This is a genomic window from Zongyangia acetica (genome assembly GCF_038739695.1).
GTDB classification, from domain to species: domain Bacteria; phylum Bacillota; class Clostridia; order Oscillospirales; family Ruminococcaceae; genus Zongyangia; species Zongyangia gallinarum.
This window is the reverse complement of sequence record NZ_JBBEWN010000005.1, coordinates 102,100-126,067: the sequence shown is the minus strand read 5'-3', so window position 1 is coordinate 126,067 and position 23,968 is coordinate 102,100. Positions and strand designations below refer to the sequence as shown.

At 47.5% G+C, this 23,968-nt stretch carries 23 protein-coding genes; 16 read left to right on the top strand and 7 right to left on the bottom strand.

Going from position 1 to position 23,968, the window contains the following annotated elements:
• Window positions 1–324: 324 nt before the first annotated feature.
• The 10 genes from WGC32_RS06270 to WGC32_RS06225 all read left to right on the top strand — a co-directional run bounded on the left by WGC32_RS06270 (window position 325) and on the right by WGC32_RS06225 (window position 9,645).
• On the top strand, window positions 325–1,602 hold the full coding sequence (locus tag WGC32_RS06270) for a D-alanyl-D-alanine carboxypeptidase family protein (protein WP_342681068.1): 1,278 nt from the start codon (window positions 325–327) through the stop codon (window positions 1,600–1,602).
• A 151-nt stretch (window positions 1,603–1,753) separates the two neighbouring features.
• Window positions 1,754–3,091 (top strand): glucose-6-phosphate isomerase, encoded by a 1,338-nt coding sequence (locus tag WGC32_RS06265; protein WP_342681067.1) that lies wholly within the window; start codon window positions 1,754–1,756, stop codon window positions 3,089–3,091.
• A gap of 144 nt (window positions 3,092–3,235) precedes the next feature.
• Window positions 3,236–3,643, top strand: coding sequence for a hypothetical protein (locus tag WGC32_RS06260; RefSeq protein ID WP_191482979.1), 408 nt, complete (start codon window positions 3,236–3,238; stop codon window positions 3,641–3,643).
• A gap of 230 nt (window positions 3,644–3,873) precedes the next feature.
• A complete protein-coding gene (locus WGC32_RS06255) occupies window positions 3,874–4,770 on the top strand; it encodes a diaminopimelate dehydrogenase (RefSeq protein WP_342681066.1) in 897 nt (298 codons plus the stop codon).
• 125 nt (window positions 4,771–4,895) lie between these two features.
• A complete protein-coding gene (locus tag WGC32_RS06250) occupies window positions 4,896–5,390 on the top strand; it encodes a YceD family protein (protein WP_191482980.1) in 495 nt (164 codons plus the stop codon).
• 61 nt (window positions 5,391–5,451) lie between these two features.
• Window positions 5,452–5,634 carry a 50S ribosomal protein L32 gene (gene rpmF, locus WGC32_RS06245; RefSeq protein WP_191509639.1) on the top strand — a complete coding sequence of 61 codons (183 nt, stop codon included), beginning with the start codon at window positions 5,452–5,454 and terminating at the stop codon, window positions 5,632–5,634.
• A 164-nt stretch (window positions 5,635–5,798) separates the two neighbouring features.
• The gene (locus tag WGC32_RS06240) at window positions 5,799–7,121 is read left to right on the top strand and encodes a DUF512 domain-containing protein (RefSeq protein ID WP_342681065.1); all 1,323 of its coding nucleotides are present in this window, start codon (window positions 5,799–5,801) and stop codon (window positions 7,119–7,121) included.
• A gap of 90 nt (window positions 7,122–7,211) precedes the next feature.
• Window positions 7,212–8,534, top strand: a complete 1,323-nt coding sequence (gene der, locus WGC32_RS06235; RefSeq protein ID WP_342681064.1) for a ribosome biogenesis GTPase Der — start codon at window positions 7,212–7,214, stop codon at window positions 8,532–8,534.
• A 52-nt stretch (window positions 8,535–8,586) separates the two neighbouring features.
• Window positions 8,587–9,225: a glycerol-3-phosphate 1-O-acyltransferase PlsY gene (gene plsY, locus WGC32_RS06230; protein ID WP_342681063.1), complete on the top strand. Its 639-nt coding sequence runs from the start codon at window positions 8,587–8,589 to the stop codon at window positions 9,223–9,225.
• A gap of 102 nt (window positions 9,226–9,327) precedes the next feature.
• On the top strand, window positions 9,328–9,645 hold the full coding sequence (locus tag WGC32_RS06225) for a heavy metal-binding domain-containing protein (protein ID WP_191482990.1): 318 nt from the start codon (window positions 9,328–9,330) through the stop codon (window positions 9,643–9,645).
• 146 nt (window positions 9,646–9,791) lie between these two features.
• Here WGC32_RS06225 and WGC32_RS06220 read toward each other — a convergent pair whose 3' ends face one another.
• From WGC32_RS06220 to WGC32_RS06210, 3 genes are read right to left on the bottom strand one after another with little or no spacing between them, the layout of a single operon-like run.
• A complete protein-coding gene (locus WGC32_RS06220; protein WP_342681062.1) occupies window positions 9,792–10,847 on the bottom strand; it encodes a hypothetical protein in 1,056 nt (351 codons plus the stop codon).
• Between the two features lie 2 nt (window positions 10,848–10,849).
• Window positions 10,850–11,452 carry a 5-bromo-4-chloroindolyl phosphate hydrolysis family protein gene (locus tag WGC32_RS06215; protein WP_191482986.1) on the bottom strand — a complete coding sequence of 201 codons (603 nt, stop codon included), beginning with the start codon at window positions 11,450–11,452 and terminating at the stop codon, window positions 10,850–10,852.
• Window positions 11,452–13,050, bottom strand: coding sequence for a substrate-binding domain-containing protein (locus WGC32_RS06210; RefSeq protein WP_191482987.1), 1,599 nt, complete (start codon window positions 13,048–13,050; stop codon window positions 11,452–11,454). Before WGC32_RS06210 ends, WGC32_RS06215 begins: the two co-directional genes overlap by 1 nt.
• Before the next feature lie 416 nt (window positions 13,051–13,466).
• Here WGC32_RS06210 and WGC32_RS06205 point away from each other — a divergent pair, with 416 nt between their 5' ends.
• Window positions 13,467–17,876 carry a beta strand repeat-containing protein gene (locus tag WGC32_RS06205; RefSeq protein WP_342681061.1) on the top strand — a complete coding sequence of 1,470 codons (4,410 nt, stop codon included), beginning with the start codon at window positions 13,467–13,469 and terminating at the stop codon, window positions 17,874–17,876.
• A gap of 166 nt (window positions 17,877–18,042) precedes the next feature.
• Here WGC32_RS06205 and WGC32_RS06200 read toward each other — a convergent pair whose 3' ends face one another.
• From WGC32_RS06200 to rpmB, 4 genes are all read right to left on the bottom strand, one after another.
• The gene (locus WGC32_RS06200) at window positions 18,043–18,378 is read right to left on the bottom strand and encodes a lipoprotein (RefSeq protein ID WP_191510064.1); all 336 of its coding nucleotides are present in this window, start codon (window positions 18,376–18,378) and stop codon (window positions 18,043–18,045) included.
• Between the two features lie 132 nt (window positions 18,379–18,510).
• On the bottom strand, window positions 18,511–19,707 hold the full coding sequence (locus tag WGC32_RS06195) for a zinc ribbon domain-containing protein (protein WP_342681060.1): 1,197 nt from the start codon (window positions 19,705–19,707) through the stop codon (window positions 18,511–18,513).
• A gap of 29 nt (window positions 19,708–19,736) precedes the next feature.
• On the bottom strand, window positions 19,737–20,234 hold the full coding sequence (locus WGC32_RS06190; protein ID WP_342681059.1) for a zinc ribbon domain-containing protein: 498 nt from the start codon (window positions 20,232–20,234) through the stop codon (window positions 19,737–19,739).
• Window positions 20,235–20,426: 192 nt separating this feature from the next.
• Window positions 20,427–20,615: a 50S ribosomal protein L28 gene (rpmB, locus tag WGC32_RS06185; protein ID WP_191483301.1), complete on the bottom strand. Its 189-nt coding sequence runs from the start codon at window positions 20,613–20,615 to the stop codon at window positions 20,427–20,429.
• A gap of 243 nt (window positions 20,616–20,858) precedes the next feature.
• Between rpmB and WGC32_RS06180 the strand changes: the two genes are divergently transcribed.
• Genes WGC32_RS06180 through ytfJ form a run of 5 tightly spaced genes read left to right on the top strand, consistent with a single transcriptional unit; the run spans window position 20,859 to window position 23,906 of the window.
• Entirely contained in the window at window positions 20,859–21,551 is a 693-nt protein-coding gene (locus tag WGC32_RS06180; RefSeq protein ID WP_224771868.1) for a site-2 protease family protein, read from the top strand.
• Window positions 21,552–21,553: 2 nt separating this feature from the next.
• Window positions 21,554–22,267: a segregation and condensation protein A gene (locus tag WGC32_RS06175; protein WP_342681058.1), complete on the top strand. Its 714-nt coding sequence runs from the start codon at window positions 21,554–21,556 to the stop codon at window positions 22,265–22,267.
• A gap of 8 nt (window positions 22,268–22,275) precedes the next feature.
• A complete protein-coding gene (gene scpB / locus WGC32_RS06170) occupies window positions 22,276–22,857 on the top strand; it encodes an SMC-Scp complex subunit ScpB (RefSeq protein WP_342681057.1) in 582 nt (193 codons plus the stop codon).
• An 18-nt stretch (window positions 22,858–22,875) separates the two neighbouring features.
• Complete coding sequence (locus WGC32_RS06165; RefSeq protein WP_342681056.1) at window positions 22,876–23,520, top strand: DUF2953 domain-containing protein; 645 nt, start codon at window positions 22,876–22,878, stop codon at window positions 23,518–23,520.
• Entirely contained in the window at window positions 23,502–23,906 is a 405-nt protein-coding gene (gene ytfJ / locus WGC32_RS06160) for a GerW family sporulation protein (RefSeq protein ID WP_342681055.1), read from the top strand. The genes WGC32_RS06165 and ytfJ overlap by 19 nt, the downstream gene beginning before the upstream one ends.
• Window positions 23,907–23,968: the final 62 nt, after the last annotated feature.

Sequence of the window (23,968 nt, the reverse complement as noted above, 5' to 3'; positions counted from 1 at the left end):
TTAAAAATCATTCGGTTATTTCCTTTTAAAAAAATTGTATACCGATTATTTCAGCAAATCCATAAGAATAGCGAGCATCGGATTTTGATATCCAAATCCAAACAAGTCAAGAAATTTGGGTGATAACTTCTTTACGAAGCGTCTTCCAAAGGTATGGTTTTTTGTTTTTCCGAAGGCCGCATATCGTGACATTCTCCGCATAAACATGTACTAAATGAAGAAAAGCGGGCCATCCTTATAGAGACAGATGGCGACGGCTTTCAGCCAGGGCACAGCGGTTATGAATCCAGTGCCCGGTTTGTCCTATGCAGCGGAGGTGCGGTGATGAAGGTGAAATCTCGTATAGCGGCTTGTCTTTTGCTATGCTCTCTTTGTATCGGTGTGTTTTCCCCAGCGGCTTATGCCGCCGGAGAGGATGAGGAAACAATGGCCCCCACGACCACGACGGTGGCGCCGGGTGGAGGGAGTACCCCCGAAACCACCCAGGGGGATCAGACGCCGCAGGGCGGTGCCCAGTCCGGCCAGGAGGACAATCCAAACCAGGGTACAGTGGATATCCGGTCCAAGTCGGTGATCTTGCTGGAGCAGTCTACCGGAGAGGTTCTGTATTCCTATAACCCGGATGAGCAATATCCCCCCGCCTCTATTACCAAAATTATGACCCTGCTTCTGGTCATGGAAGCCATTGACGCGGGAAAGATCACGGTAGACGATATGGTCACCTGCTCCCAACATGCGGCGGATATGGGGGGGAGTCAGATATGGCTGGAGCCCAATGAACAGATGAGTGTACACGACCTACTCAAAGCAACGGCGGTTTCCTCCGCCAATGACGCCGCCACCTGCCTGGCTGAATATGTGGCTGGCAGCGAGGAAGCATTTGTGGCGATGATGAATCAGCGGGCGCAGGAACTTGGCATGAAAAATACGGTGTTTAAGAACACCAATGGTCTGGATGCCGAGGGGCATCTGTCCACGGCAAGGGATATTGCCATTATGTCCATGGAACTACTCAAGCACCCAAAAATCTTGGAGTATACTACCATCTGGATGGACTCTCTCCGGGGCGGAGAAACCCAGCTTGTCAACACCAATAAAATGATCCGCTACTATGATGGGGCCACAGGGCTGAAAACCGGTACCACCGATGGAGCCGGCAGCTGCCTGTCTGCTTCCGCCACCCGAAATGGGATGACCCTCATTGCAGTGACTTTGGGCAGCGCTACCAGTGATGAACGTTTTTATACGGCAAAAAAGCTGTTGGACTACGGCTTTGCCAACTATGAGCTGGCAAATATCCAGCCTATGAGTGCGGAAACCCCGGTGAAGGTGACAGGAGGCGTGGAGAACGAGGTAACGGTGGAACCACAGCCTCCCGAACCACTGGTGCTGCCGAAAGGGAGATCCCAGGAGATCACCCAGGAGATCGAATTGATGCCACAGGTCAGCGCTCCTGTGGAAAAGGGGCAGACGGTAGGGAGGGTGATTGTCAAGCTGGGGGAAGAGAAAATCCTCACTTACCCTATGGTGGCGAGCCAAAGTGTGGAAAAAATGACCCTTCCGAGAGCACTGTGCATCCTTTTTAAAGCCATGGTTGGATAATCGCTCTAGAAATATGTGAAAACTCAACAAAAATATATCGAAGTGAAATCCAATACTTGAAAAATATGACCTGATAGAGTAAAATAAAGTATACCATCTAAAGGATGGTATCGGTATAAAAATCGACGGAAAAGCAGAAAGGGGAAGTCAAATGGCTGTCACTTTAAATACGAAACATCTGAAGGGTTTTATCATGGATCATGAGCTGTGCGGCATGCAGGCTCAGGTAGAAACGGCCCACCGCACACTCCACGAAAAGACAGGACTTGGCAATGATTTCTTGGGATGGCTTACCCTGCCCACAGACTATGACAAAGAGGAATTTGCCCGCATTAAAGCCGCGGCGGAAAAGATTAAAAAGGATAGCGACATCCTCATTGTCATCGGCATCGGCGGTTCCTATCTGGGGGCCCGGGCAGCCATCGAGTTTCTCAAATCCCCACTTTACAACAACTTAAAGAAGGATACGCCGGACATCTATTTTGCTGGCAACAGCATCAGTCCTTCTTATCTTAATGACCTGCTTTCCATCTGTAAAGACAAAGACGTATCCGTCAATATCATCTCCAAATCCGGTACCACCACCGAACCTGCTCTGGCGTTCCGGATTTTCCGGGACTTCCTGGAGAAAAAATATGGTAAGGAAGGTGCAAAGAGCCGGATTTATGCTACCACCGACAAGGCTCGGGGAACGCTGAAAGAGCTTTCTGACAAAGAGGGCTATGAGACCTTCGTCATCCCCGATGACGTGGGAGGCCGTTTCTCGGTGCTGACGGCAGTGGGACTTCTCCCCATCGCCGTAGCTGGATGCGACATTGACGCGCTGATGGCCGGCGCCAAGGAGGCCCAGGACGCCCTGTGCGACACCGATCTTGCAAAGAATGACTGCTACAAATACGCGGCGTTGCGCAACTGCCTGTACCGCAAAGGCAAATCTGTGGAGCTTCTGGTCACCTATGAGCCCTGCTTTACCATGATGAACGAATGGTTTAAGCAACTCTTTGGCGAAAGTGAAGGCAAGGACCACAAGGGTTTGTTCCCCGCATCGGTTACCTTCTCTACCGATCTGCACTCTATGGGTCAATTTGTTCAGGATGGCTCCCGGATCCTGTTTGAGACAGTGGTCCATTTTGCAAAGCCACAGTCTGATCTGTACATCCAGCCGGATGCGGCCAACTTTGACGGGCTCAACTTCCTGTCGGAGCAGAACATGTCGGTGGTCAATCAGAAGGCTTTTGAAGGCACCATCCTGGCCCACACAGAGGGCGGCGCTCCCAACATGGTGCTGGAAGTGGGCGGTATGGATGAACATGAGCTTGGCTATCTGATCTACTTCTTTGAGAAAGCATGCGCTATTTCCGGCTATCTGCTGGGGGTCAATCCCTTCAACCAGCCGGGCGTGGAGGCCTATAAAAAGAACATGTTTGCCCTGCTTGGCAAGCCCGGTTACGAGGATTTGCAGGGAGAGCTCCTTGAAAAGCTGAAATAATTTGACAAGATGGGCCCAATATTGTATGGTTATGAAAAGAAGCTTTGATTTTCATTAAGTTAAGGTAAAATCTGGGCTAAGAAGTAAAAAATGACACTGTAGAAAAATGGGCGTCCTCGTCCATTTTAAAGGGAGGAATTTCACATGATAAAGCTAATCGTTGGAAATAAGGGTTCCGGAAAAACAAAGACATTGATTCATATGGTCAATGAAGCTGCGCAGACCTCCAATGGCAATGTGGTATGCATTGAAAAAGGACTGAAACTTACCTACGACCTGGATATGAAGGTTCGTCTTATTGATATTGACGACTACAATGTCAGCGGCAGCGATGCCTTTTATGGCTTCCTGTGCGGGCTTTTGGCCGGCAACTATGACATTACCGATCTGTGCATCGATGCAACCCTCAAAATTGTAGGCCGGGATCTTGCTGCTTTCGCCGCTATGGTGGAGAAGCTGGAAAGCCTCCATGGCCAGAATGTGAACCTGATCTTTACCGTTTCCTGCGACAAATCAGAAATTCCCGATTCCATTACAAAGTTCATCATCTAAGGATGGACCGTCCTGTTACTCTGAGGAAAAGGAGCGAAACCCATAGGTTTCGCTCCTTTTTTGCAGTTTCACCGCGAAATTCTCTTGACGGGCCAGAGGGGATGGGGTATATTGAAAACCGGAATCCCTTGGGGAGTGGTATCCGGATCTTTACCCTTAAAGAGACAAAGGGGAAAGATGGATACCTGAAATTTTGCACCGGATGGTGTGGCGAAAGGAAGGAACTGATCATGTTCAAAGCAGTCATTGTAGGCTACGGTAATATTGGTAAGTCGGTGTTGGAGGCCTTGTATGCGGCTCCCGATTTTCAGCTGGTGGGGATTGTGCGCAGAAACGCCGCCGGAGAGCAGCCGGCAGAATTGAGAGATATCCCTGTGGTGGACGACGTCAACAAGCTGCCTGAAAAGCCGGATGTGGCATTTCTGTGCACACCTACCCGCTCGGTGCCGGAGGAGGCAAAAAAATATCTGGCGCTGGGCATGAATACGGTGGATAGCTTCGATATCCACACCAACATTTGGGACTTAAAGTGCCAGCTTGATCCCGTGGCAAAGGAGCACGGAAAAACCTCCATTATCTCTGCCGGTTGGGATCCGGGTTCTGATTCCATGGTGCGGGCACTGTTAGAAGCAGCGGCTCCCAAAGGCATCACCTACACCAACTTTGGCCCTGGTATGAGTATGGGCCATACTGTCGCCGTCAAGGCCATTGAGGGAGTGAAAGCGGCGCTGTCTATGACCATCCCCCTGGGCACTGGCATCCATCGCCGGATGGTGTATATTGAACTGAAGGATGGGTATGCTTATGAGGATGTGGCAGCCCGGATCAAAGCGGATCCTTATTTTGTCAACGATGAGACCCATGTTATCGCGGTTGACAGTGTGGATGCCCTCCTGGATAAGGGACACGGTGTCCATATGACCCGCAAAGGCGTGTCCGGCACCACCCAGAATCAGCTGTTCGAGTTTGATATGAAGATTAACAATCCTGCCCTCACCGCCCAGATCCTGGTGGCCGTCGCCCGTGCCGGTATGAAACAGACTCCTGGCTGCTATACCATGATCGAGATTCCGGTCATCGACATGCTCTATGGCGAAAAAGAGGACCTGATCAAGCGCCTGGTTTAAAAGATAGATCTGTGCAGAGGCCGGAGAAGGAGAAAAGGGCAAAGAAATCGGAAAAAAGCCCAAGTTTCCGTTGACAAACCCTCGGCAGAATATTATAATAGATTCCGTGGCACAAGAGGTGAACTATGTTAATTGATCTAAAACAGCTCTTTGATGTGGAGGGCGAAGCTCTAAAAGTGGACTATGAGCTAGACCTTTCCGGGTGGGAGCTGGGACAAATGTGTCCGCTGAAAACACCTGTCGCTGTCCGCGGGGAGATTCGAAACCGCGCGGGTGTGGTAACGCTTCGCTATACTGCTGAGTTTGTGTATGACGGCGTATGCGACAGATGTCTGGAACCGGTGATCCGTCCCTTTGCAATGGAATTTGAACATGTTCTGGTCAGCCATGTGGAGGGAGAATACTCCGATGAGTTTCTCCTGGTGGAAGACAGAACACTTGCCATGGACGAGCTGGTGCAGTCGGATATCCTGCTGGAATTTCCCACTAAGATTCTTTGCAGGGAGGACTGTAAGGGGCTGTGCCCCCAATGCGGAACAAATCGAAACACAAAAGACTGCGGCTGTGATCAGGCCGAGTCTGATCCTCGCCTTGCAGCTTTAAAAGAGCTACTTCAATAATTATTTCATTTGACAGTGACGATGTTTCGTCGTGATTTCGCAGGTTAAGGAGGTGCTGAGCATGGCGGTACCAAAGAGAAAGGTTTCCAAAGCAAGACGCGATAAGAGACGCTCCAATGTATGGAAGATGGATGCTCCCGCTTTTTCCAAATGCACACAGTGCGGTGAGCTGAAACTGGCCCACAGAGTTTGCGGCAACTGCGGATTCTATAAGGGCAGAGAGGTTATCAAAAAGGAAGCGTAGTGAGTTTCCTCAAAGAACAGGGGAGGAGGATTCCTTCCCTGTTCTTTTGATTTTCGGGCAAAAATAAAAAGATCATGTAAGATATCTATTTTCATCGGCCCAGAGATTGTGTATACTAAAAGTAACGAATCCGGGCAAAAAGGGAATGAGGACAGGCTTTTTGTATGGGAGTATGGATTAAACAGGTGGAGTCAGGCTCTCCCGCCCAGAGGCATGGGATTGAAGCGGGGGAGAAATTGCTGGAAATTAATGGGCATCCCATCGCTGATGTGCTGGACTACCGCTTTTATATGACGGAACGGCGGCTGCGGATCCTGCTGCAGCAGGCTGATGGCAAAGAGCGGATGGTGCGCCTTCGCAAGGATGAATATGAAGACCTAGGGTTGGAATTTGAAACCTACCTGATGGACCGGCAGCACAGCTGCAAGAATAAGTGCATCTTCTGCTTTGTGGATCAGATGCCCCCGGGGATGCGGGAGTCCCTGTATTTTAAGGATGACGATGACCGGCTCTCCTTCTTTTTCGGCAATTATATCACCATGACCAACCTCAGCCGCCAGGAAATTGATCGGATTATCAAGATGCGGATTAGTCCCATCAACATCTCCGTCCACACCACCGATCCGCAGCTGCGGGTGCAGATGATGAAAAATCCCAAGGCCGCGGATTCCCTGGAATATATTCGTCTCTTATGCGAGGCAGGAATCAAGGTCAACACCCAGCTGGTTCTCTGTCCCGGCATCAACGACGGCCCTTATCTGGAAAAAAGTCTGCGGGATTTGGGAGAAATGTATCCGGGGGTGCAGAGTATTGCCTGTGTCCCTGTGGGACTGACCCGTTTCCGGGAAGGGCTTTACCCCTTGGAGGGATATACAAAAGAGGGGGCGCGACAGGTCATCGAGACGGTCAATGCCTTTGGCGATCAATACGAGAGGCGTCTTGGCAGCCGGCTGTGCTATCCTGCCGATGAATTTTATCTCAAAGCCCAGTGGCCCATGCCGGACGCCGACTATTATGGAGAATTTGACCAGCTGGAAAACGGGGTAGGCCTTTTTGCCTCTCTGGAAAACGAAATCGACTTTGAGCTTCAAAATCCTGATGGACGCCGGGGAAGCGGGAAGCTTTGCACCCTAGCTACCGGCACGGGAGCCGGCCCTTTTATCCAGCAGATGGTGGATAAGGTGGCTGGGGTGTTCCCGGATGTAAGGGTGCAGGTTGTCCCCATTGTCAATCGTTATTTTGGGGAAAGTATCACGGTGGCAGGTTTGGTGACAGCTACCGATCTTGTCGACCAGCTCCGGGGAAAACAACTGGGCGATACCCTCCTCATCCCGGCGGTGATGCTCCGCCATGAGAAGGACCGCTTTCTGGATGATCAGACGGTGGAAGAGGTGGAGCAGGCTTTGGGCGTTACCGTCCGCCTGGTGGAAAATGACGGCCATGATTTTGTCGATGCCCTTTTGGGGGAAAAGTCGGCATATGAATAGAAAATATGGTGAGTGAACAAACTCTCATACTGTGAAATTTTGCGGTATGGGGGAAAACAAAGTGCCTTTCCAGGCAGTAAGGAGGCATTTATGGCAAAACCAGTGGTAGCAGTGGTGGGCCGGCCTAATGTGGGCAAATCCACCCTTTTTAATAAACTGATCGGAAAGCGTCTATCCATTGTGGAGGACACCCCAGGTGTCACCCGGGACCGGATTTATTCCGAGTGCGAATGGAGGGGCCAGCAGTTTATGCTGGTGGACACCGGAGGCATCGAGCCCAGAACCGATGATGTGATCCTTTCGCAGATGCGGCGGCAGGCGCAGCTTGCCATTGAAAAGGCAGATGTTATCATCTTGGTGGTGGATCTGAAATCCGGTGTGACCGCCAACGACGCGGACATCGCCATGATGCTGCAAAAAAGCGGCAAGCCTGTGGTGTTGTGCGTCAACAAATGCGATTCTCTGGGAGAAGTTCCCCCGGATTTTTACGAGTTTTACAATCTGGGCTTGGGCGATCCCTATCCTGTTTCCTCTGTCCATGGTCACGGCACCGGTGATCTGTTGGACGCGGTGTTTGAGCATTTGGATTTTGATAAGGAAGAGGAATATGGGGATGATTATATCAAGGTGGCGGTGATCGGAAAGCCCAACGTGGGAAAATCCTCCCTCATCAACCGGATTGCAGGGGAGGAACGGGTCATTGTTTCTAATATTGCGGGAACCACCCGAGACGCCACAGATACAGTCATAGAAAACGAGCACGGCAAATATGTATTTATCGATACCGCCGGCATCCGCCGCAAGAGCAAGGTGGAAGAGGCGGTGGAGCGTTACAGCGTTCTGCGGGCTTATATGGCGGTGGATCGGGCTGATGTGGCGGTGATCGTCATCGACGCCACCGTTGGCTTTACCGAGCAGGATTCCAAGGTGGCAGGCTATGCCCATGAACAGGGCAAGGGCTGTGTTGTAGCTGTCAACAAATGGGATGCGGTGGAAAAAGACGGAAACACCATGAACGAATTTAAAAAGAAGCTGGAGAACGATTTCAGCTTTATGTCCTATGTACCGTTCCTCTTCATTTCCGCGCTGAGAGGACAGCGGGTGGAGAAACTATATGATCTCATCCGGCACGTCCATGAAAAGAATTCCATGCGTATTACCACCGGCATGCTCAATGATATGCTGGCCTATGCCACCGCCCGGGTACAGCCGCCGTCGGACAAAGGAAAGCGGCTGAAGATTTACTACATGACCCAGGCTTCCACCAAGCCGCCCACCTTTGTCTGTTTTGTCAACCGGGCGGAGCTGTTCCACTTTTCCTACCAGCGTTATCTGGAAAATCAGATCCGGGAGACGTTCCAGCTGGACGGTACCCCCATCCGCATGATTGTGCGGGAGAGGGGAGATAAATAGACCGGAAACCAATGCAACGGACGGATATGTCCAAAGAAGGAAGGGCGATTTGATGAATACTTTCTGGGCGATTTTGGCCTCGGCTGTCTGTGCTTATCTAATCGGGAGCATAAGCTTTGCGGTGATTGTCAGCAAGCTGTACTCCAAAAAAGATGTGCGGGATTATGGCAGCGGCAACGCTGGGATGACCAATGTGCTTCGCAACTTCGGCAAGGTACCGGCAGCGCTGACCCTCCTAGGTGACTTTGGCAAGGGAATTGTGGCGGTGCTGCTGGGCAGGCTTTTCTTCTCTTTATTTGGGGTTACCTCTTTTGACGGGGCCTATGTAGCGGGCCTGTTTGCCCTTCTCGGCCATATGTATCCTATCTATTTTGGATTTAAAGGCGGAAAGGGCGTGCTGACCTCCGCTGGCATTATCCTGGTGATTAATCCAATCACCCTGCTGATTTTGTTGGCAGAGTTTCTCATCGCGTTTGGCATTTCCAAGATGGTGTCCCTGGGCTCCATTGTGGATGCCATTTCCTACCCCATTGTCACCTATATTGTGTTGCGGGTAACGGGAGAACCTGCCCTGATTAATACCCTGTTCGCCGCCCTCATTGGACTGATCGTGCTGTATCTCCATCGGGAGAACATCAAGCGGATTATTGCGGGCACAGAATACAAGTTTGGACAGAAAAAAGAAAAGTAACCAAATTGTGATCAAAGTCCAATGGACAGCGGCCTTTGTCATTGTTACAATAGGGCTGTGGCTGTAGAAGATGGCCGCAATCATGATCGAAGGGGTGAAGAAATGATTATTGTGACAACACACACGGTTCCGGGAATGGAAATTGAACGGGTGGTAGGCCTGGTTCGAGGCAGCGTCGTGCAGTCGAAGAATATCGGAAAAGACTTCATGGCGGGGTTTAAAAGCATGGTAGGCGGTGAGATCAGGGACTATACCGAAATGATGGACCAGGCAAGGGAAATCTCCATCAGCCGCATGGTGCAGCAGGCCCAGGCCTTGGGCGCCGACGCCATTGTGGGATTGCTCATTTCTACCTCTTCTATTATGCAGGGCTGTTCCGAGGTCATGGCCTATGGGACGGCTGTAAAACTAAAGGGCTGAGATATATTAAAAATTACAAAAAGCCGCGGGTTTTCCGCGGCTTTTGTCTATAATTTCGAAACCATCAAGAATGATATTTTTTGAAATGGGTGTAATACTTAAAAAATGACATGAGCAATTTTTTAGGTAATTAATATGTTTTACTTTTACTGAAGAGCCTGAATGATCTGCTCCATTGTATTGGCATCCGGCATTGGCGCTACCTGGGTGATTTCTTCAGCCAGTCCGGACACACCGAAATTTTCGGCTCTAGTGGGGACATCATATACCCCGGTACGAAATCCGTGTTTTTCCCAAGCGATACGTTGAATGTCCTCGTCCAGTAAGGCATCGATTCCGACATTCCCGCTTTCATCCAAAGAGATATACACATGAGATGACCAGACGGTAGGCGTTGGGTAGAGCATAACAATATCTTTTTTTACCTGTTCCCATACTTCGGCATTGTTTACGGCAAACTCTAGGAGCTGGTTCTCGTATCCAGCAATCAAGGGTTTAGCGCCCATGCCTGTTTTTAAAAATTGATCAAATAGATCTGATGAAGAGCTTTCCATATATCCAAGTTTCTGAAAGATATTTTGCAACCTGGGGAGAATTTCATTAAGGTTATTCTCATCAGCTACACCATTGCAAAGGGTGTTAGCTAAAAGCCCGGCAAACATATTACCGGAATTTGATTTGGTAGGGTCGGTGGTCCCTACCGAAATACTACCATAAAGTTGCGAAAGCCCAATTTCTTCCCAAGTTGTTCCGGACTCAATGGCTTCTACCAGTTTTTTCATATCTACTGAATAGACGCCGTCTGATATACTAACAATTCCTTCAGCAATCATCGCCTGGGCTACTGCGCTGCGAGTATATAATACAATAGGAGTATTTAGAATAATTTCACTTTTCACTGGCTCACCGTTTGCCTGTTCATAAAGTTCCAATGCCGTCTGGTTGGAGGGGAACAAAAAGTTCTTTCCTTCAACATCGGCGGTGATCATGTCAATGGAACCCAGTTTTGTGTAATCAATGGCTAATTTATACCTATCTTTCAAAAGATTCTGAATTTCTTCATCTTCTAGCAAGCCAATTTTTTCACCACCCACATAGCCATGGATCTCTGTAATTGTTTGACCGCTGCTGTACCGTACATAAACAATGGCGGATATTACAACGATGGCTAGGATGCCCAATCCGAGTAACTTTGTTTTCATTTTCAATCCTCCATTTCCAAGGCGTTTTTCAGAAGTTCAATGTCGACTTCCACATCGAGAAGCTCTCCCTCCATCAGATGGGTGAACTGTTTTTCAAAAGCACTATTAAGCACTGGAAGCGCTTCTGCCGTCTTTTGGAGAATTGTTGTTACCTTCTCTGCATGTAGTTTTGTATTTTGCAAATCTACATACCGGCGGAGAAGTTTAGCTGCTGTGTCCAAGTAATAGGTAAAGAAACGACGTGCCAAATTGATCTTCGTAGGATTTTCTTTAAGATATAAAAGAATCCTTTTGCCAGTATCATACAATGTCTGAGCATCTACTTTAACAGAAGAGTCAGAGATGGATTTAATTGCGCTGTCAATCTCAATAAAATCAGCTTGAGCGTCTTCTAATAATTTTCGAATTTCCTCTTCTTCGGGTATAAACTCAATGGAGATACCAGCAATTTTTTGCTTAGGCTTCAAAAGAAGGAACAAGCCAAAATATACGCCGATACATAACAGAATACAGAAGATCAAATTCCATTTTAGCAACAAAAACATCAGAAGAAAAAGTGCTGCCGCAATTATAGTGGAAATCAGCATCCTTGAGGTATCTTTCATCAGTTATACCCCTTTACGGTTTGGAATGCCTCAGTCAGGTTGTCGCGTCCATCAAATACCCGGGCATTGGTATATTGCGCCAATTCTTCTAGTTGATCTTCATCGGCGTCTCCAAACATAATGGAAAAGACGGGAATCTCTTTCCCCAACTGTGTATATACAGATTCGAAATCGTAGATGGAGCCGCCTGATTGCCCATCGGTGAGTAGAATGATGGCGGGGGTATATTGAGATAAGTCGAAATCCTGTAGCATTTTCAGCCCCTGAACTGCTGCCGCATACATATTGGTGCCACCCCCTACAGGCTGATTTTTTACTTTTTCATAAAGCGCTTCTAATTCGTCTCCGGCACCGGTAGCTGTATAAGTAGTAATAACACCACTATTAAAAGGTATTAGGATATTAACCTCATTTTTAGAGGCTTGGAGAAAGTTTTTAGCGGCGTTTTCTTGAATGAGCAATTGTTCCATAGCTTTTACCAACTGTTCGTTGCCGTCACCGCTCATACTGCCTGAATAATCCAAGCAGTAGATGTTAAGAGAAGGCTTTTTAAAATCGGTCTGATACAGATTTAAGCACTCAAACAATACATCTGCTGCCGGCATTTTGATAGGCGAAAGCACGCGATCAGGTTGTAGTCCCCAATCCGACCGAAATATGTCTTTGTTTTCCTCAGATACCCCGGTGTAACTCGAACGACGTCCAGTACGCTGAATTTCATTCTGCACATCTGTAGAGAGAAGATATTCTTGGAGCTTTAAAAACGCAGTTTCTTTCTTATCATCGTTGTGATCCACATATCCCAGTGGAGAATCCGCCAAGGAAAGCCCATCATAGGGATAGACCACATACAACGGTTCCTCACCGCGGGCCTCTAACTCCTCGTTGGCCTGGATAATCAAGCATTCATAATTGACCATAGCATCATAATTGCCTTCCAAAAACATATTTTTTAGCCAATCTGAACTTCCAGAAGAACGATCGACACCGGAGAGTAGGTCACGCATTTGATTTTTTAAGCTTTCACTTTGTAAATCCTCTGAATTGATGACCTCTGGATTTCCTAAAAGTGCATATAGAAATCCAATGTAAGCGCTAGCACCAGAATTAGACTGGGTCGCACTAGTCATACAGAAACTGAGCGATCCATTTTGAATAGCTTTCAATAGATCATTTACTGATACCTCTTGATTTATAAACCCCAGATTTTCTGCCAGATTTTTACGGATGCCAAATACCACAGGGGTAATTGATATCGACTCTGTATGTTTGACCCGGTGGTTTGTGTCGCCGACCGTTAACCATAAACTACTGGCAGGCCACACAGCGTCATAAGGGATATTGTCTTCGCTTAAAAGACGCATAATGTCTAAAGAACCCAGATAGGTCATCTCAATGCGAATATTTTCTTTTTGTGCAAATTTTTCAAGAATAGGCTCTAATTCTGCGTTTTCAGAACCAGAAACAATTCGCAATACAGAACGGCCGTTGCCCAAAACTGTATCTGCCCCTCCGTCGTCGCTGCCTTCAAAATAACAGCCTGTACATGACATGAGCAAAGCAGAAACTAAGAGCAGCAAAGCGATAATCCGTTTCATACAAAACACTCTCCTGTTACCGTCTTCTTAAAAACAATATCTGTCCCATTATGCAATATGTTATATTTATTCTACTGTTGCTTTGTCAAGATGTCCGTAAATCAAGATAAAGTTAATGTAAAATTTATTTATCATATATCCAAAGAGAGAATCACACCGTAGCCAGCGTGATTTCACTTGAAAAATGAGAATCTCCATGGTAGAATTAAGCAAAGAATATATGAGACTGAGAAGATATTTGTTTCGTTTGAAAAGGTGGCGGAAGATATGTGTTCTAACAAGTTTGACATAGTCCCATCCCTTTTTAAAAACAAAAGCATTGAAATTTCTGAAGGTGTGTTCTGCCCGTTTAAGTAGGGGTAAGAAGCGCCTTTTATGTTTTTTTCATAAAAATAAAAAGAAAGGAAAAAAGGAGCATGAAAAAGTCAAAATTGAGCAGAATGCTTGCGGCATTCCTAGTGCTGGTGATGGTACTGACGATGTTGCCGGGTACTGCGCTGGCAATCGAGATTGATCCGCAGGCAGGCGAAACCGCCCCTTGCCAGATCACAGAGGGGTGTATCCTGGCAGATGGCCATGAGGGGGATTGTGTGGTGGAGGAAGAGCCTGATCAAGACCTCTCAGAAAACGGTTCCTCTGCCAATCAGGGAAATATGACGCCACTGGCGGCTGCTCCCGTAACTGACGAGGCGAGTTTTCTAGAAGCAGTGACAGCTGGAGGCGAAGTCACGCTGGAGGAAAGCTTTGCGCTTACTTCTGATGTAACGATTGCGAAAGATGTCACATTGGATCTGAATGGCCAGACATTAACGACTGGGAGTTATAGCCTGAAAATTTCAGGCGGCAATCTTACGATCCAAGATAATAGTGCTGATACGACCGGAAAAATCACCGGTACCGATTACATTGTCGACATGAATACAGCTGGAAGCAACACTGTCACCCTGGAAAGCGGAACGCTAGAAGGAACAGGATGGAGCGCGGTTGCAAGAATCGGAAAAGGCAATACCTTTGTAATGACAGGCGGAATTGCCCGTCAGACACAAAACAATGCCACTTATGTGCTGCTTGTCAATATAAGCGGCACAGCGAATGTAACCGGTGGACGGATCGAGGGAAGCATCAGGGGTATTTCCGCTTCCGCCGCTTCATCGGTTGTTAATGTCGGTGCTGTACCCACAGGCTCTACACAAACAGAAGAGGAAGCCGGAAAAGTTTATGTTTCGGCTGTTTATGCAAGCAGTGCTAACGCACAAATTGCTCTTAACAGCGGCACTGTAGGAAAAGTCTTTGGAACCGTGGGAACAGGCTTTGTTCTCAACTGCTGGTTTGAGCAGGATGTTTCCAGTTATTTACCGGCAGGCATGATGTGCACTGAGGTGGATGGTCATTGGCAGGTAGCTAGGCTGACTGAAGAGAACGCGGCGGCTGAGATAGATGGCGTTTATTATGCTTCTTTGGTCAAGGCAGCACAAGATTTGAAGGACAATCAGACTCTGATACTCCTCAAAAATTATGAGGGGAATCAAGATGTTACAATTAAGGTAGATAATGCTGTTGTGGATCTCAATGGCTACAGCATTACCAATACCGCAGAAAATGGATATGGATTGGAAATTACATCTGATTCCGGATTTGCGGAAGGCGAGCTGGGTGTGACAGTACGCAACAGTGGGGCCAATACTGCTACGATTACAGCAGCCATCCCGCTGCATGCTCATTCTGGTAATAGCATGAAAGCAATGCCGTTGACATTGGGCGAGAAGATTGAACTGGTATCTAGAGAGCAGAACGGTACGTGTATTGAATTAGGCACAAGCGCGTATATCGAATACACCGATGAGATCGCAGCATATATTACTTCCGGTGGATTTTTGGCAACCCATGACGATGGCAAACAGTATGTCCATGGAAGCTTTGTCCAGGCAGCCAGGAATGATACGAACAAGACGGCGGTTTTGCTCAACGATTATGAGGGCACAATCTCTATCAATTCGGAAGAAAGCCTTACACTGGATCTAAATGGACACACTGTCACCAGCAATAGTACTGCTGTGATTCGTGCCAATACAAATAATGCTACTCTCACCGTCAAAAATGGAACGATGGTGTCGGCAAATGGAACCGGTGCAGAGGTAGGCATACCAAGCAATGTCGGCATAGGAGATCCCATTGTTTATAACAATGTAACGCTTAATTTAGAAAATGTGGATTTAACAGCAAACGGAAGCGATGCGGATGATTATGGCATTGTTACAAATGGTACAAGCACAGGAATTCACATCAATTTAAAGGGCGGCTCGGTTATTGCGACCAACTCAATCGGCATTTATTTTCCGCCGGCAGACAGTACTCTGACAATTGACGGGACCAAAATTACGGGAACAACAGGCGTCGCCGTGAAAGGCGGAGAAGTTACTATCTCTGGAAATGCTGAGATTACCGGTACCGGTGTAGCCAGTGATCCCGATCAGGGAGCAGACAGTGGCGTCAATGATACCGGCGCGGCGGTCTATGTAGAAGGTAACTACAATAGAGAAGTTTCGGTTAAAATTACAGGCGGAACCTTTACCAGTGAACAGGGCACTGCGGTGCAGATGCTAGAAGACCTGTCTGCAACTGGTGAGAAGGAAATTGTCATTACCGGTGGTACCTACTCCCAGAAACCGGATGACAGCTTCATTGCTCCAGGTCTTGGCACCGTAGAAGACGGCAGCGGCAACTTTGTCATAGAGAAGTTGGAAAATGTCTATGTTGATGGTATTAACGGCGATGATGCCAACACAGGCGCAGACGCTGAGCATGCGGTCAAGACCCTGGAACATGCGATAAATTTGGTATCCGAAGACGGCATCATTTATGTTTGCGGCACGGTGACGGTGGATTCTACCCTTACTTTGGACGGTGTAACCATCAAACGCGCCGATGGTTTTAACGAAAAGCTGATTTCTGTTGATGGAAACGGAGCAAATCTCACCCTGAGAAATACCACAATCGACGGCGGAAACGCTGTGGTTTCTTTTAACAGCTATCTCCTGTTTGTCACAAATGGCGGAACCCTGACCATTGAAAATGGTACTGAGATTTTGAATAACAAAACATCGGCTGTCTATGTGAATAACAACAGTTACCTTACCATGAATGGCGGCACGATCAAGGACAACTCTACCACTGATGGCTTTGGCGGCGGCGGAATTTATACCTGCGGCACCACTGTGATTAATGGCGGCGAGATTTCCAACAATACCGCTTCTACATGGGGCGGCGGCATTGACGCCGATAGAGGTACTTTGACATTAAACGGTGGCGAGATTAAAAACAACTTTGCGGAGCAAGGAGCAGGTGTGGCCGTAATTGCCGCATCGGCAGTTTTAGATGGTGCTGTTATTACCGAGAACGAGTCAGATTATTACGGCGGTGGTGTCTATGTACAAGGCATAACGGCCCCCGCGCAGTTTGAGATGAGGAGCGGTTCGATTATCGGCAACACCGCTATCGATGGAACAGGTGCTGGAATCTTCGGATATTATTATGACGCAGACACAACTCTCCGGATTTCTGGCGGCACTATTAAAGAAAATGTGGCTACAAATGAGAAAATGGGCAGTGCGATCACTCTTTATGGATATAATGGGAGCGCTGCGTATCCTTCGCTCCAATTAAGTGGCAGTCCGGAAATTGCAGGTGATGTATTCTTCCAAAACGACTATGAAGATGGCTACGTTATTAAAGTCGTGGGAGAGTTCGATCCGGTGAATCCCATTGAGGTCACACGCAGCAACAACATATTTGATATTGTTGCTGTAGAGTATGCAGCTGGGTTAACGCCAAGTTTGGAGGACTTTGTTTCCGGAGCTATATTCGAGACATTTAGAATTGACGGTCAGACTCTCAAATGGGCTGATGCGAGCATCGTCTACTTCTACGATGAAAATGGCGACGAGTATAAGGATAACCGGCATGGGGTCATCATGGACGGCAAGATCGATCCGGCAGATGCGCCGACGCCTACCAAGACGGGATATACCCTGGCGGGCTGGAGAAATCGTTCTACCGGCGAGATGTGGGATTTTGAAAACGATACGGTGAGCAGTTCCCTTACAAGACTTGATGTGGTCTGGAGCCTCAACGCGCCCACCGTTAATGTGGAAGCGGAGCCACTGACCCCCCATGTGGGGACGGAGGCTGTCCTCACCGCTACGGCGGGCCATGAGCTGGACGGCATGACCTATACCTACCAGTGGTACAAGGATGGCGTAGCTATTGCCGATGCCACTGCAGATACACTGAACGTGTCCGAAGCAGGCAGATATACCGTGAAGGTAAAAGCAAGCGATGGAACATTGGTATCGGCAGAGACAGAGAGTGAGCCGATCGTGATTACCATAGAGGGTCATATATTTGATGATGAGTGGAAGTATGACGAGAACACCCATTGGCATGAGTGTGGGATCTGCCAAGCAAAGAACGAGGAAGCGGAGCACAGCTTTGTATGGGTGATTGACAAAGAAGCGACCAACTATGAGACGGGCCTGAAGCATGAAGAGTGCACAGTGTGCGGCTATGCGAAAGGGCCGGTAGAGATTCCGATGACCAGCATACCTGGATCCAACCAGGGCCAGGTAGGCGGAGGCGACTGGGATTGGCCGGAAGGAAGTGGCAGCACAGGTTCTGGCAATGCTGGAGGAACAGGAGACTCTACTGATGATGGCAAACTGCCGCCGAACACTGGAGATACCAGCGGAGTTGCCCTTGGAGTAGCGATTCTAGCCCTGGCAGGAGTAGGAATTGGTGCGACAGCCATTCATGGCAAAAAGAAAAGATAACAAATAGTCCATAGAAAGGGGGCCTGTCCGACGGACAGGCCCCCTTTTTCCGCGGCGGGAGGAGCATCCCTCCAAAGCCGTTTAGCGATTGTACTGTGCTTTGGCAGCTTTCATAGGATAAAAAACAAAGCCCCCTCAAGGGAGCTTTGTTTTTTTATCCTATTGTTTATTCAGTGAGGCTGCTGAGATTTTCTTGTAGATTAGATAAAATATCATCTACACTTTGGATAATGCTGGGATCCTCTTGAGCGGCTTCAATAAAGTCGCCGACGGTACTGCCTAGGCCCAGGTACATCCCCAGGGTCGCGCCAACGTCTTCTGGATCCGCTTCGGAATCAACCGCTTTAATTACTGCTTCTGCGACGGCATTTTGATCGTCGGTGGACGCGTTGGACCAGTCGGATAAGGTCCAGTCTTCATAACCGTCTGGAGCCTTGTTCCCACAAGCTACTAGGCTAACCACCAGCAACATTGCCATCAAAATGACCAAAATTTTTTTCATATTCCACCCTCCTAAATATTTGGAATCTGAATAAATTGTATCATATTCTTAGGTAAAGATATAGAGGAAAATAGAGAACTATATAAAAAAAGCCCCCTAATTTTGGGGGCTCTTATTTGTTTATTCTGTTGTCTATTCAGTGAGACCACTGAGATCCTCTTCTAGGTCAGCCATAATGTCATCCATGCTCTGTACCACACTGGGATCCGCTTTAGCGTCGTTGACAAAGTCGCCGATGGTTTTGCCCATACCCAGATAGTAGCCTAAAGAAGCGCCGATGTCCTGAGCGGAAGCGTCTGTATCTACTTCTGCCAGGATTTCCATGAGGATGGAGGACTGCTCTGTCAGGCTGGCGCTGGACCAGTCAGACAGGGTCCAGTTCATGTAGTTATTTTTGGTAGAAACTTCCATATTTTCAGAAGTGTCCAAAGAGCCACTGCCTTTCGGGTTAATATCACCCATATCGATTTTTTGTAAGGCAACTATATCTTGTCCTGCGTTTGAGATTTGTTCTGCTGCTTCTTCAGAAATTGCAATAATCTCTTTTAAATTTTCCAATATGTCGGATAATTCTGTTGATGGTAAATAATTAGGATCTGCTAATGAACGGGTATAAATATGATATACTCGATATTCTATAGATGAAACAGCCATCCTTATATCGTATAAATATGGATTTGTGTTCCGATCTTCGTCGTATACATAATTATTTATCTCTCCACCTATAAATTTTAGATCGCCTTCACAATTTTTTAATAGACTAATACTATATTCAGATGGTAGGCTATTCATGGCTTTAGTAATGTCTTTCGTAACTTCCTCGATATCCCCTAAAAAATCAAGTTCGAAAAACACCTGCATGGGAACATAATCTATATATTTTTCTAAATCTAAGACAGCATTAATATAGGCTTCAACATTGCTATCAGTAATATTATAAGTCATAGATATTTTATTATAGAATTCACGAAAATCTGTGAATTTATTGATTCTTTGTTCAGTAACGTCTTGCAAAGAAGTAATTGCATACTCATTTACCTTGTTGGTGAAATCCTCTAAAACTTTATGTTTTGTATCAATAAAATAATTGTTGTTTGGCAATTGAATTGCATTAAAGCTCTCGGCTTCGATCAACTGCTTTATTTGATGATATTGATTGATGCCATATTGGACATAAATGCCCAAAGCTATAGCGATTAAAATGAAACAAAAAATTATGGGAAAAATAATAGCAAACAGTTTTCGGGTTTGTTTCTCTACAGGATTTCCACAACGTTTACAGTATTTTGCTGTTATTGAAATTTTTTCTCCACATTGCTTACATCTCATTTTATATCCTCTCGATTCCTTTTTAATTTTTAGTCGTCCACCTTTGGAAGATTTATGGGAGTTCCACAATGACTACAGAATGTGCTGCCCAAGTCGATTTTCTTTTTGCACATGGGACATAAAATAGTTCCATCAGACTGCATAACAATATCAGTCTTTGAAACATTTTCAGAATTGTTTAAACCGGGAACAAGTAATTTACTACGAGATTCCGTTTTGTTTTCTGTCTCAGCACTATCTGCCAAATGTTTGTTATCGCCAATAAAGCCATAAAGCGAGAGCAAAAAGACAATTGCAGCTCCTGAAAAATAAATTGCACGCGATGTTTTGGCTCCAGCAATTATCCCACCACGTAAAGAGGCTTCAATCTGGATATTGTAAGCATCCCCTCCAACATATTCCTCATAACCATTTCCGTTAAAGTTAGTGAAATCAATTTCTTTTTGAGGTACTTTAGTAAATAACCCCATACACAGAAGCGCTATTGCGATAAAAATACCAATGGTGGATATGATTTGTTTTTTCATAACAATCCCCTCACTTAATGAATATTTAACTAATTATAACATTTCATAAAGAAAAAAGATAGAAAATCAGAACAAATAGAGAAAAATATGGGAATAGATTAAAAAATATTTCAGAAGAAACTTAATAACAAATATAACAAATCAAAAAGGCCGATCCAGTGGATCGGCCTTTCAATTTCTGCTTGACTATGGTTAGATAGCGCGGGTCACCTTGTTGGAACGTAAGCAGCGGGTGCAGGCGTAGATGTGGCGAGGGGAACCGTCGACAATCGCCTTAACGCGCTTAATATTGGGCTTCCAAGCTCTGTTGGAACGTCTGTGAGAATGGGAAACCTTAATTCCAAAAGTGACACCTTTTCCGCAGATGTCGCATTTAGCCATGTGTCTGCACCTCCTTTGTGCTAACAGAAAGTCAACATTTGTATCTTATCAGATTTCCCTGACAAAAGCAAGCCTTTTCCGAGGAAAATCTGGACGTTTTTTTAAAAAATCGTAAAGTTTCCGCTAGGGAGGGGCTTTCCCTTGTATTTTCAAGGCCCCTTCTGTATAATAATGAATATTGAGATTACTGAATTATGGAAGATTTCCGTCCTAAAAAACGGTTGACGATAAGGAGTTGTTAAAGTGCCTCTTTTTTTCAGCGGTGCAAGTGTCCAGCAGATGTTATTGCAGATCTTATCTCGAGCGCTGGTCGCCTTTTTCATCCTACCGGTTCATGAATTCGCCCATGCTTGGGCAGCCAACAAATTGGGAGATTCCACAGCCCGCTGGCAGGGAAGGATGACCCTGAACCCTATGGCGCATCTGGACCCCATTGGTACGGTGCTGCTCGTACTGACCGGTTTCGGCTGGGCAAAACCCGTTCCCATCAATCCCTATAATTTTAAAAACCGAAAATATGGCATGGCTCTTTCCGCGTTGGCTGGCCCAGCCTCCAATATTGTGGTGGCGCTATTGCTCACCATCCTGTATAAGATTTTGGCATATACCTTTATTATCACAGGTCTGGCCAATGTATGGTTTTTGCAGGTGCTGCTCGCCATCATATCCTCCATGGCCTGGGTCAACGTATCTCTGGCGGTTTTCAACCTGATCCCCGTGCCGCCGTTGGACGGCTCCCGGATCGCCACCCTGTTCTTGCCGGAACGCATCTATTTTAAAATTATGGAATATGAGCGCTATATTGTGCTGGTGCTCTTTGCACTGATCTTTGTAGGTGCCCTGGATGGCGTGTTGGGATTTTTGGCCGACAAGGTGATGGATTTTATCAACTTGCTCTCCTCCTTTGTGGATGTGATCGGGAGGATGTTTCTTTAACGATGGAGAAACTTTCGTTTAAGGTGCAGGAGTTTGAAGGCCCTTTAGACCTGCTGCTGCATCTGATAGCTAAACACAAGCTCAACATTTATGATATTGAAATTTCCGCCCTGTTAGAGCAGTATCTGGCCTATATTGAGCAGATGCAGCGGCAGGATATGGAAGTGGCCAGCGAATTTTTAGAGATGGCGGCAAGGCTAGTGCATATTAAGACGGTTTCCCTCCTGCCCCGCCATGAGGAGGAACAGGAGGAGCTCAAGAGAGAGCTGAGCGGCGAGCTGTTGGAATACCAGGCAGTAAAGGAAATTGCCGGGAAGCTTTCCGGCCAATTCTGTGGATTTGACCTGTTTGTCCGAGAGACGGCCAAGCTTCCTGTCGATACTCTGTACACCAGGTCCCATCAGCCGGAAGAACTGCTCCGTGCTTATGATTCTGTGCAGGGCAAAGCGGGACGAAAGCTTCCTCCGCCGGTGACGGCCTTTTCCGGCATTGTCCACCGCCGGGTGGTATCCGTTTCGTCTCGGATTCTCTTTATCCTGCGCAACCTCTATCAGAGGAGCACCATGGCCTTGACCTCCCTGTTCCGGCGGGGGGAGGATCGGTCGGAATTGGTGGCCACATTTTTGGGAGTGTTGGAGCTGGCCAAATCGGGCCGGGTCACCATCAGCGACGACAACAGGGAAATTACCCTGAATACGACCCACAAACGGCGGTGAAAATTAAATTGGAAATCAGTAAATTAGAAGGTGCCCTGGAAGCAATTTTATTTGCCAGCGGGGAGAGTATTTCCGTGGACAGGCTTTCCCAGGCACTGGAGGTGGAAACGGAGTTGGTTGACCGGCTGGTTTCCCGGCTGCAGGATAAGTATGAGCAGGCGGGAAGCGCCCTGCAAATCCTTCGGCTGGCTGACAGCTATCAGCTTTCCACCCGGGAGGAATATGCTCCCTTTGTGAAAAAGGCGTTGGATATCCGGCGGAATGTGCCTTTGTCCCAGGCGGCCATGGAGGTGCTTTCCATCGTGGCCTACAACGAGCCGGTGACCAAAAGCTTTATTGAGCAAATCCGGGGAATCGACAGCTCCTCGGTGGTGAACTCTCTGGTAGAAAAAGGGCTGGTGGAAGAAGCGGGACGGCTGGAACTTCCGGGAAGGCCCATCTCCTATCGGACCACTGCCAATTTTCTGCGGTGTTTTGGCGTGTCCAGCCTGGAGGAACTGCCTCGGCCCAGGCCTAGAGAGGAAGAGGCCCAGGACGGGACAGTGGAAGAAACAAGGGAGCAAGGAACCGATGAATCACCGGCTCTCTGAGTAAAAGGAGGCGATGCCATGACAGGGCTTTGGATTACCCTGGGAATTCTGGCATGTTTGGCGTTTCTGTTGTGGATGCCGGTGACCCTCCATTTTACCTATGAAGAGAGTTTATCCATAAAGTTAGGCTATCTGTTCCTGCGGTTTCAGTTATTGCCCCGCAAGCCCAAGAAACAGAAGGCGGCAAAAACAGCTCCCCAGGAGGAAAAGAGCGGGGAAGGAGCAAAGAAACCAGAGGAGAAAAAGAAGGACCTTTTTCCTATCATTATGGAGGTGATCAAGGCCTCCGGTACGGCGCTGAAGAAAGCGCTGCGAAAAATTACTGTTTACGACGTGCAGTTTCGTGCCACAATTATCAGAGAGGACGCCTACGAAACCGCCATGGGCTATAGCAGGATCTGCTGTATTGTCTCTGGGATAGCAGCATCCCTGCGCAACTTTTTTACGCTGAAAATCCGCAGCATCTCTATTGCCCCCGATTTTACACGGTATGAGGGCGGAGACATTTATAAGCTGCATTTCAAGGCGAAGATCCGGCCTTATGCCGCCCTCTGGATTGGGCTGGGGTTCGGCGTCGAGATTCTCCGGTTTATTTTTAAGCAACAACAGGCGAAACAATCATCAAGACAAGGTGGTGCACTACAATGGCAGAACATCCAATAGAAGGGCTGATGAATTCGGCTATGCAGAAACTGCGGGAGCTGGTGGACGTCAACACTATTATCGGCGACCCCATCACTACACCGGACGGGATTTTGATTATTCCCATATCGAGGGTGGCGTTTGGTTTTGGCTCCGGCGGCTCAGACTGGCCGACCCAGAACCCCAAGGAGACCTTCGGCGGCGGCAGCGGCGGCGGTGTGTCCATTACCCCCATTGGTTTTCTCATCGTTTCGGGGGGAGAGGTGAAGCTTTTGCAGTTGGCGGCCCAGGGCAACACTGGCGACCGGTTGATCAACATGGTGCCGGATCTAGTGGACAAAGTAGCTTCGCTCTTTTCCAAAGAGGAGAAAAAGCAACAGGAGCCGGGGCAGAAAACAGAACAATAGAAAGGCGCCAGTGCCGGCGGTAACTTTCCGCTGGCACTGGCTTTACGCATGGCAGAGTCCCC

What these genes read in the sequence shown, in the direction of transcription:
- WGC32_RS06270 (WP_342681068.1), top strand. Translation starts at nt 325, where the DNA reads ATGAAGGTGAAATCTCGTATAGCGGCTTGTCTTTTGCTATGCTCTCTT.
- WGC32_RS06265 (WP_342681067.1), top strand. Translation starts at nt 1,754, where the DNA reads ATGGCTGTCACTTTAAATACGAAACATCTGAAGGGTTTTATCATGGAT.
- WGC32_RS06260 (WP_191482979.1), top strand. Translation starts at nt 3,236, where the DNA reads ATGATAAAGCTAATCGTTGGAAATAAGGGTTCCGGAAAAACAAAGACA.
- WGC32_RS06255 (WP_342681066.1), top strand. Translation starts at nt 3,874, where the DNA reads ATGTTCAAAGCAGTCATTGTAGGCTACGGTAATATTGGTAAGTCGGTG.
- WGC32_RS06250 (WP_191482980.1), top strand. Translation starts at nt 4,896, where the DNA reads ATGTTAATTGATCTAAAACAGCTCTTTGATGTGGAGGGCGAAGCTCTA.
- rpmF (WP_191509639.1), top strand. Translation starts at nt 5,452, where the DNA reads ATGGCGGTACCAAAGAGAAAGGTTTCCAAAGCAAGACGCGATAAGAGA.
- WGC32_RS06240 (WP_342681065.1), top strand. Translation starts at nt 5,799, where the DNA reads ATGGGAGTATGGATTAAACAGGTGGAGTCAGGCTCTCCCGCCCAGAGG.
- der (WP_342681064.1), top strand. Translation starts at nt 7,212, where the DNA reads ATGGCAAAACCAGTGGTAGCAGTGGTGGGCCGGCCTAATGTGGGCAAA.
- plsY (WP_342681063.1), top strand. Translation starts at nt 8,587, where the DNA reads ATGAATACTTTCTGGGCGATTTTGGCCTCGGCTGTCTGTGCTTATCTA.
- WGC32_RS06225 (WP_191482990.1), top strand. Translation starts at nt 9,328, where the DNA reads ATGATTATTGTGACAACACACACGGTTCCGGGAATGGAAATTGAACGG.
- WGC32_RS06220 (WP_342681062.1), bottom strand. Translation starts at nt 10,847, where the DNA reads ATGAAAACAAAGTTACTCGGATTGGGCATCCTAGCCATCGTTGTAATA.
- WGC32_RS06215 (WP_191482986.1), bottom strand. Translation starts at nt 11,452, where the DNA reads ATGAAAGATACCTCAAGGATGCTGATTTCCACTATAATTGCGGCAGCA.
- WGC32_RS06210 (WP_191482987.1), bottom strand. Translation starts at nt 13,050, where the DNA reads ATGAAACGGATTATCGCTTTGCTGCTCTTAGTTTCTGCTTTGCTCATG.
- WGC32_RS06205 (WP_342681061.1), top strand. Translation starts at nt 13,467, where the DNA reads ATGAAAAAGTCAAAATTGAGCAGAATGCTTGCGGCATTCCTAGTGCTG.
- WGC32_RS06200 (WP_191510064.1), bottom strand. Translation starts at nt 18,378, where the DNA reads ATGAAAAAAATTTTGGTCATTTTGATGGCAATGTTGCTGGTGGTTAGC.
- WGC32_RS06195 (WP_342681060.1), bottom strand. Translation starts at nt 19,707, where the DNA reads ATGAGATGTAAGCAATGTGGAGAAAAAATTTCAATAACAGCAAAATAC.
- WGC32_RS06190 (WP_342681059.1), bottom strand. Translation starts at nt 20,234, where the DNA reads ATGAAAAAACAAATCATATCCACCATTGGTATTTTTATCGCAATAGCG.
- rpmB (WP_191483301.1), bottom strand. Translation starts at nt 20,615, where the DNA reads ATGGCTAAATGCGACATCTGCGGAAAAGGTGTCACTTTTGGAATTAAG.
- WGC32_RS06175 (WP_342681058.1), top strand. Translation starts at nt 21,554, where the DNA reads ATGGAGAAACTTTCGTTTAAGGTGCAGGAGTTTGAAGGCCCTTTAGAC.
- WGC32_RS06165 (WP_342681056.1), top strand. Translation starts at nt 22,876, where the DNA reads ATGACAGGGCTTTGGATTACCCTGGGAATTCTGGCATGTTTGGCGTTT.
- ytfJ (WP_342681055.1), top strand. Translation starts at nt 23,502, where the DNA reads ATGGCAGAACATCCAATAGAAGGGCTGATGAATTCGGCTATGCAGAAA.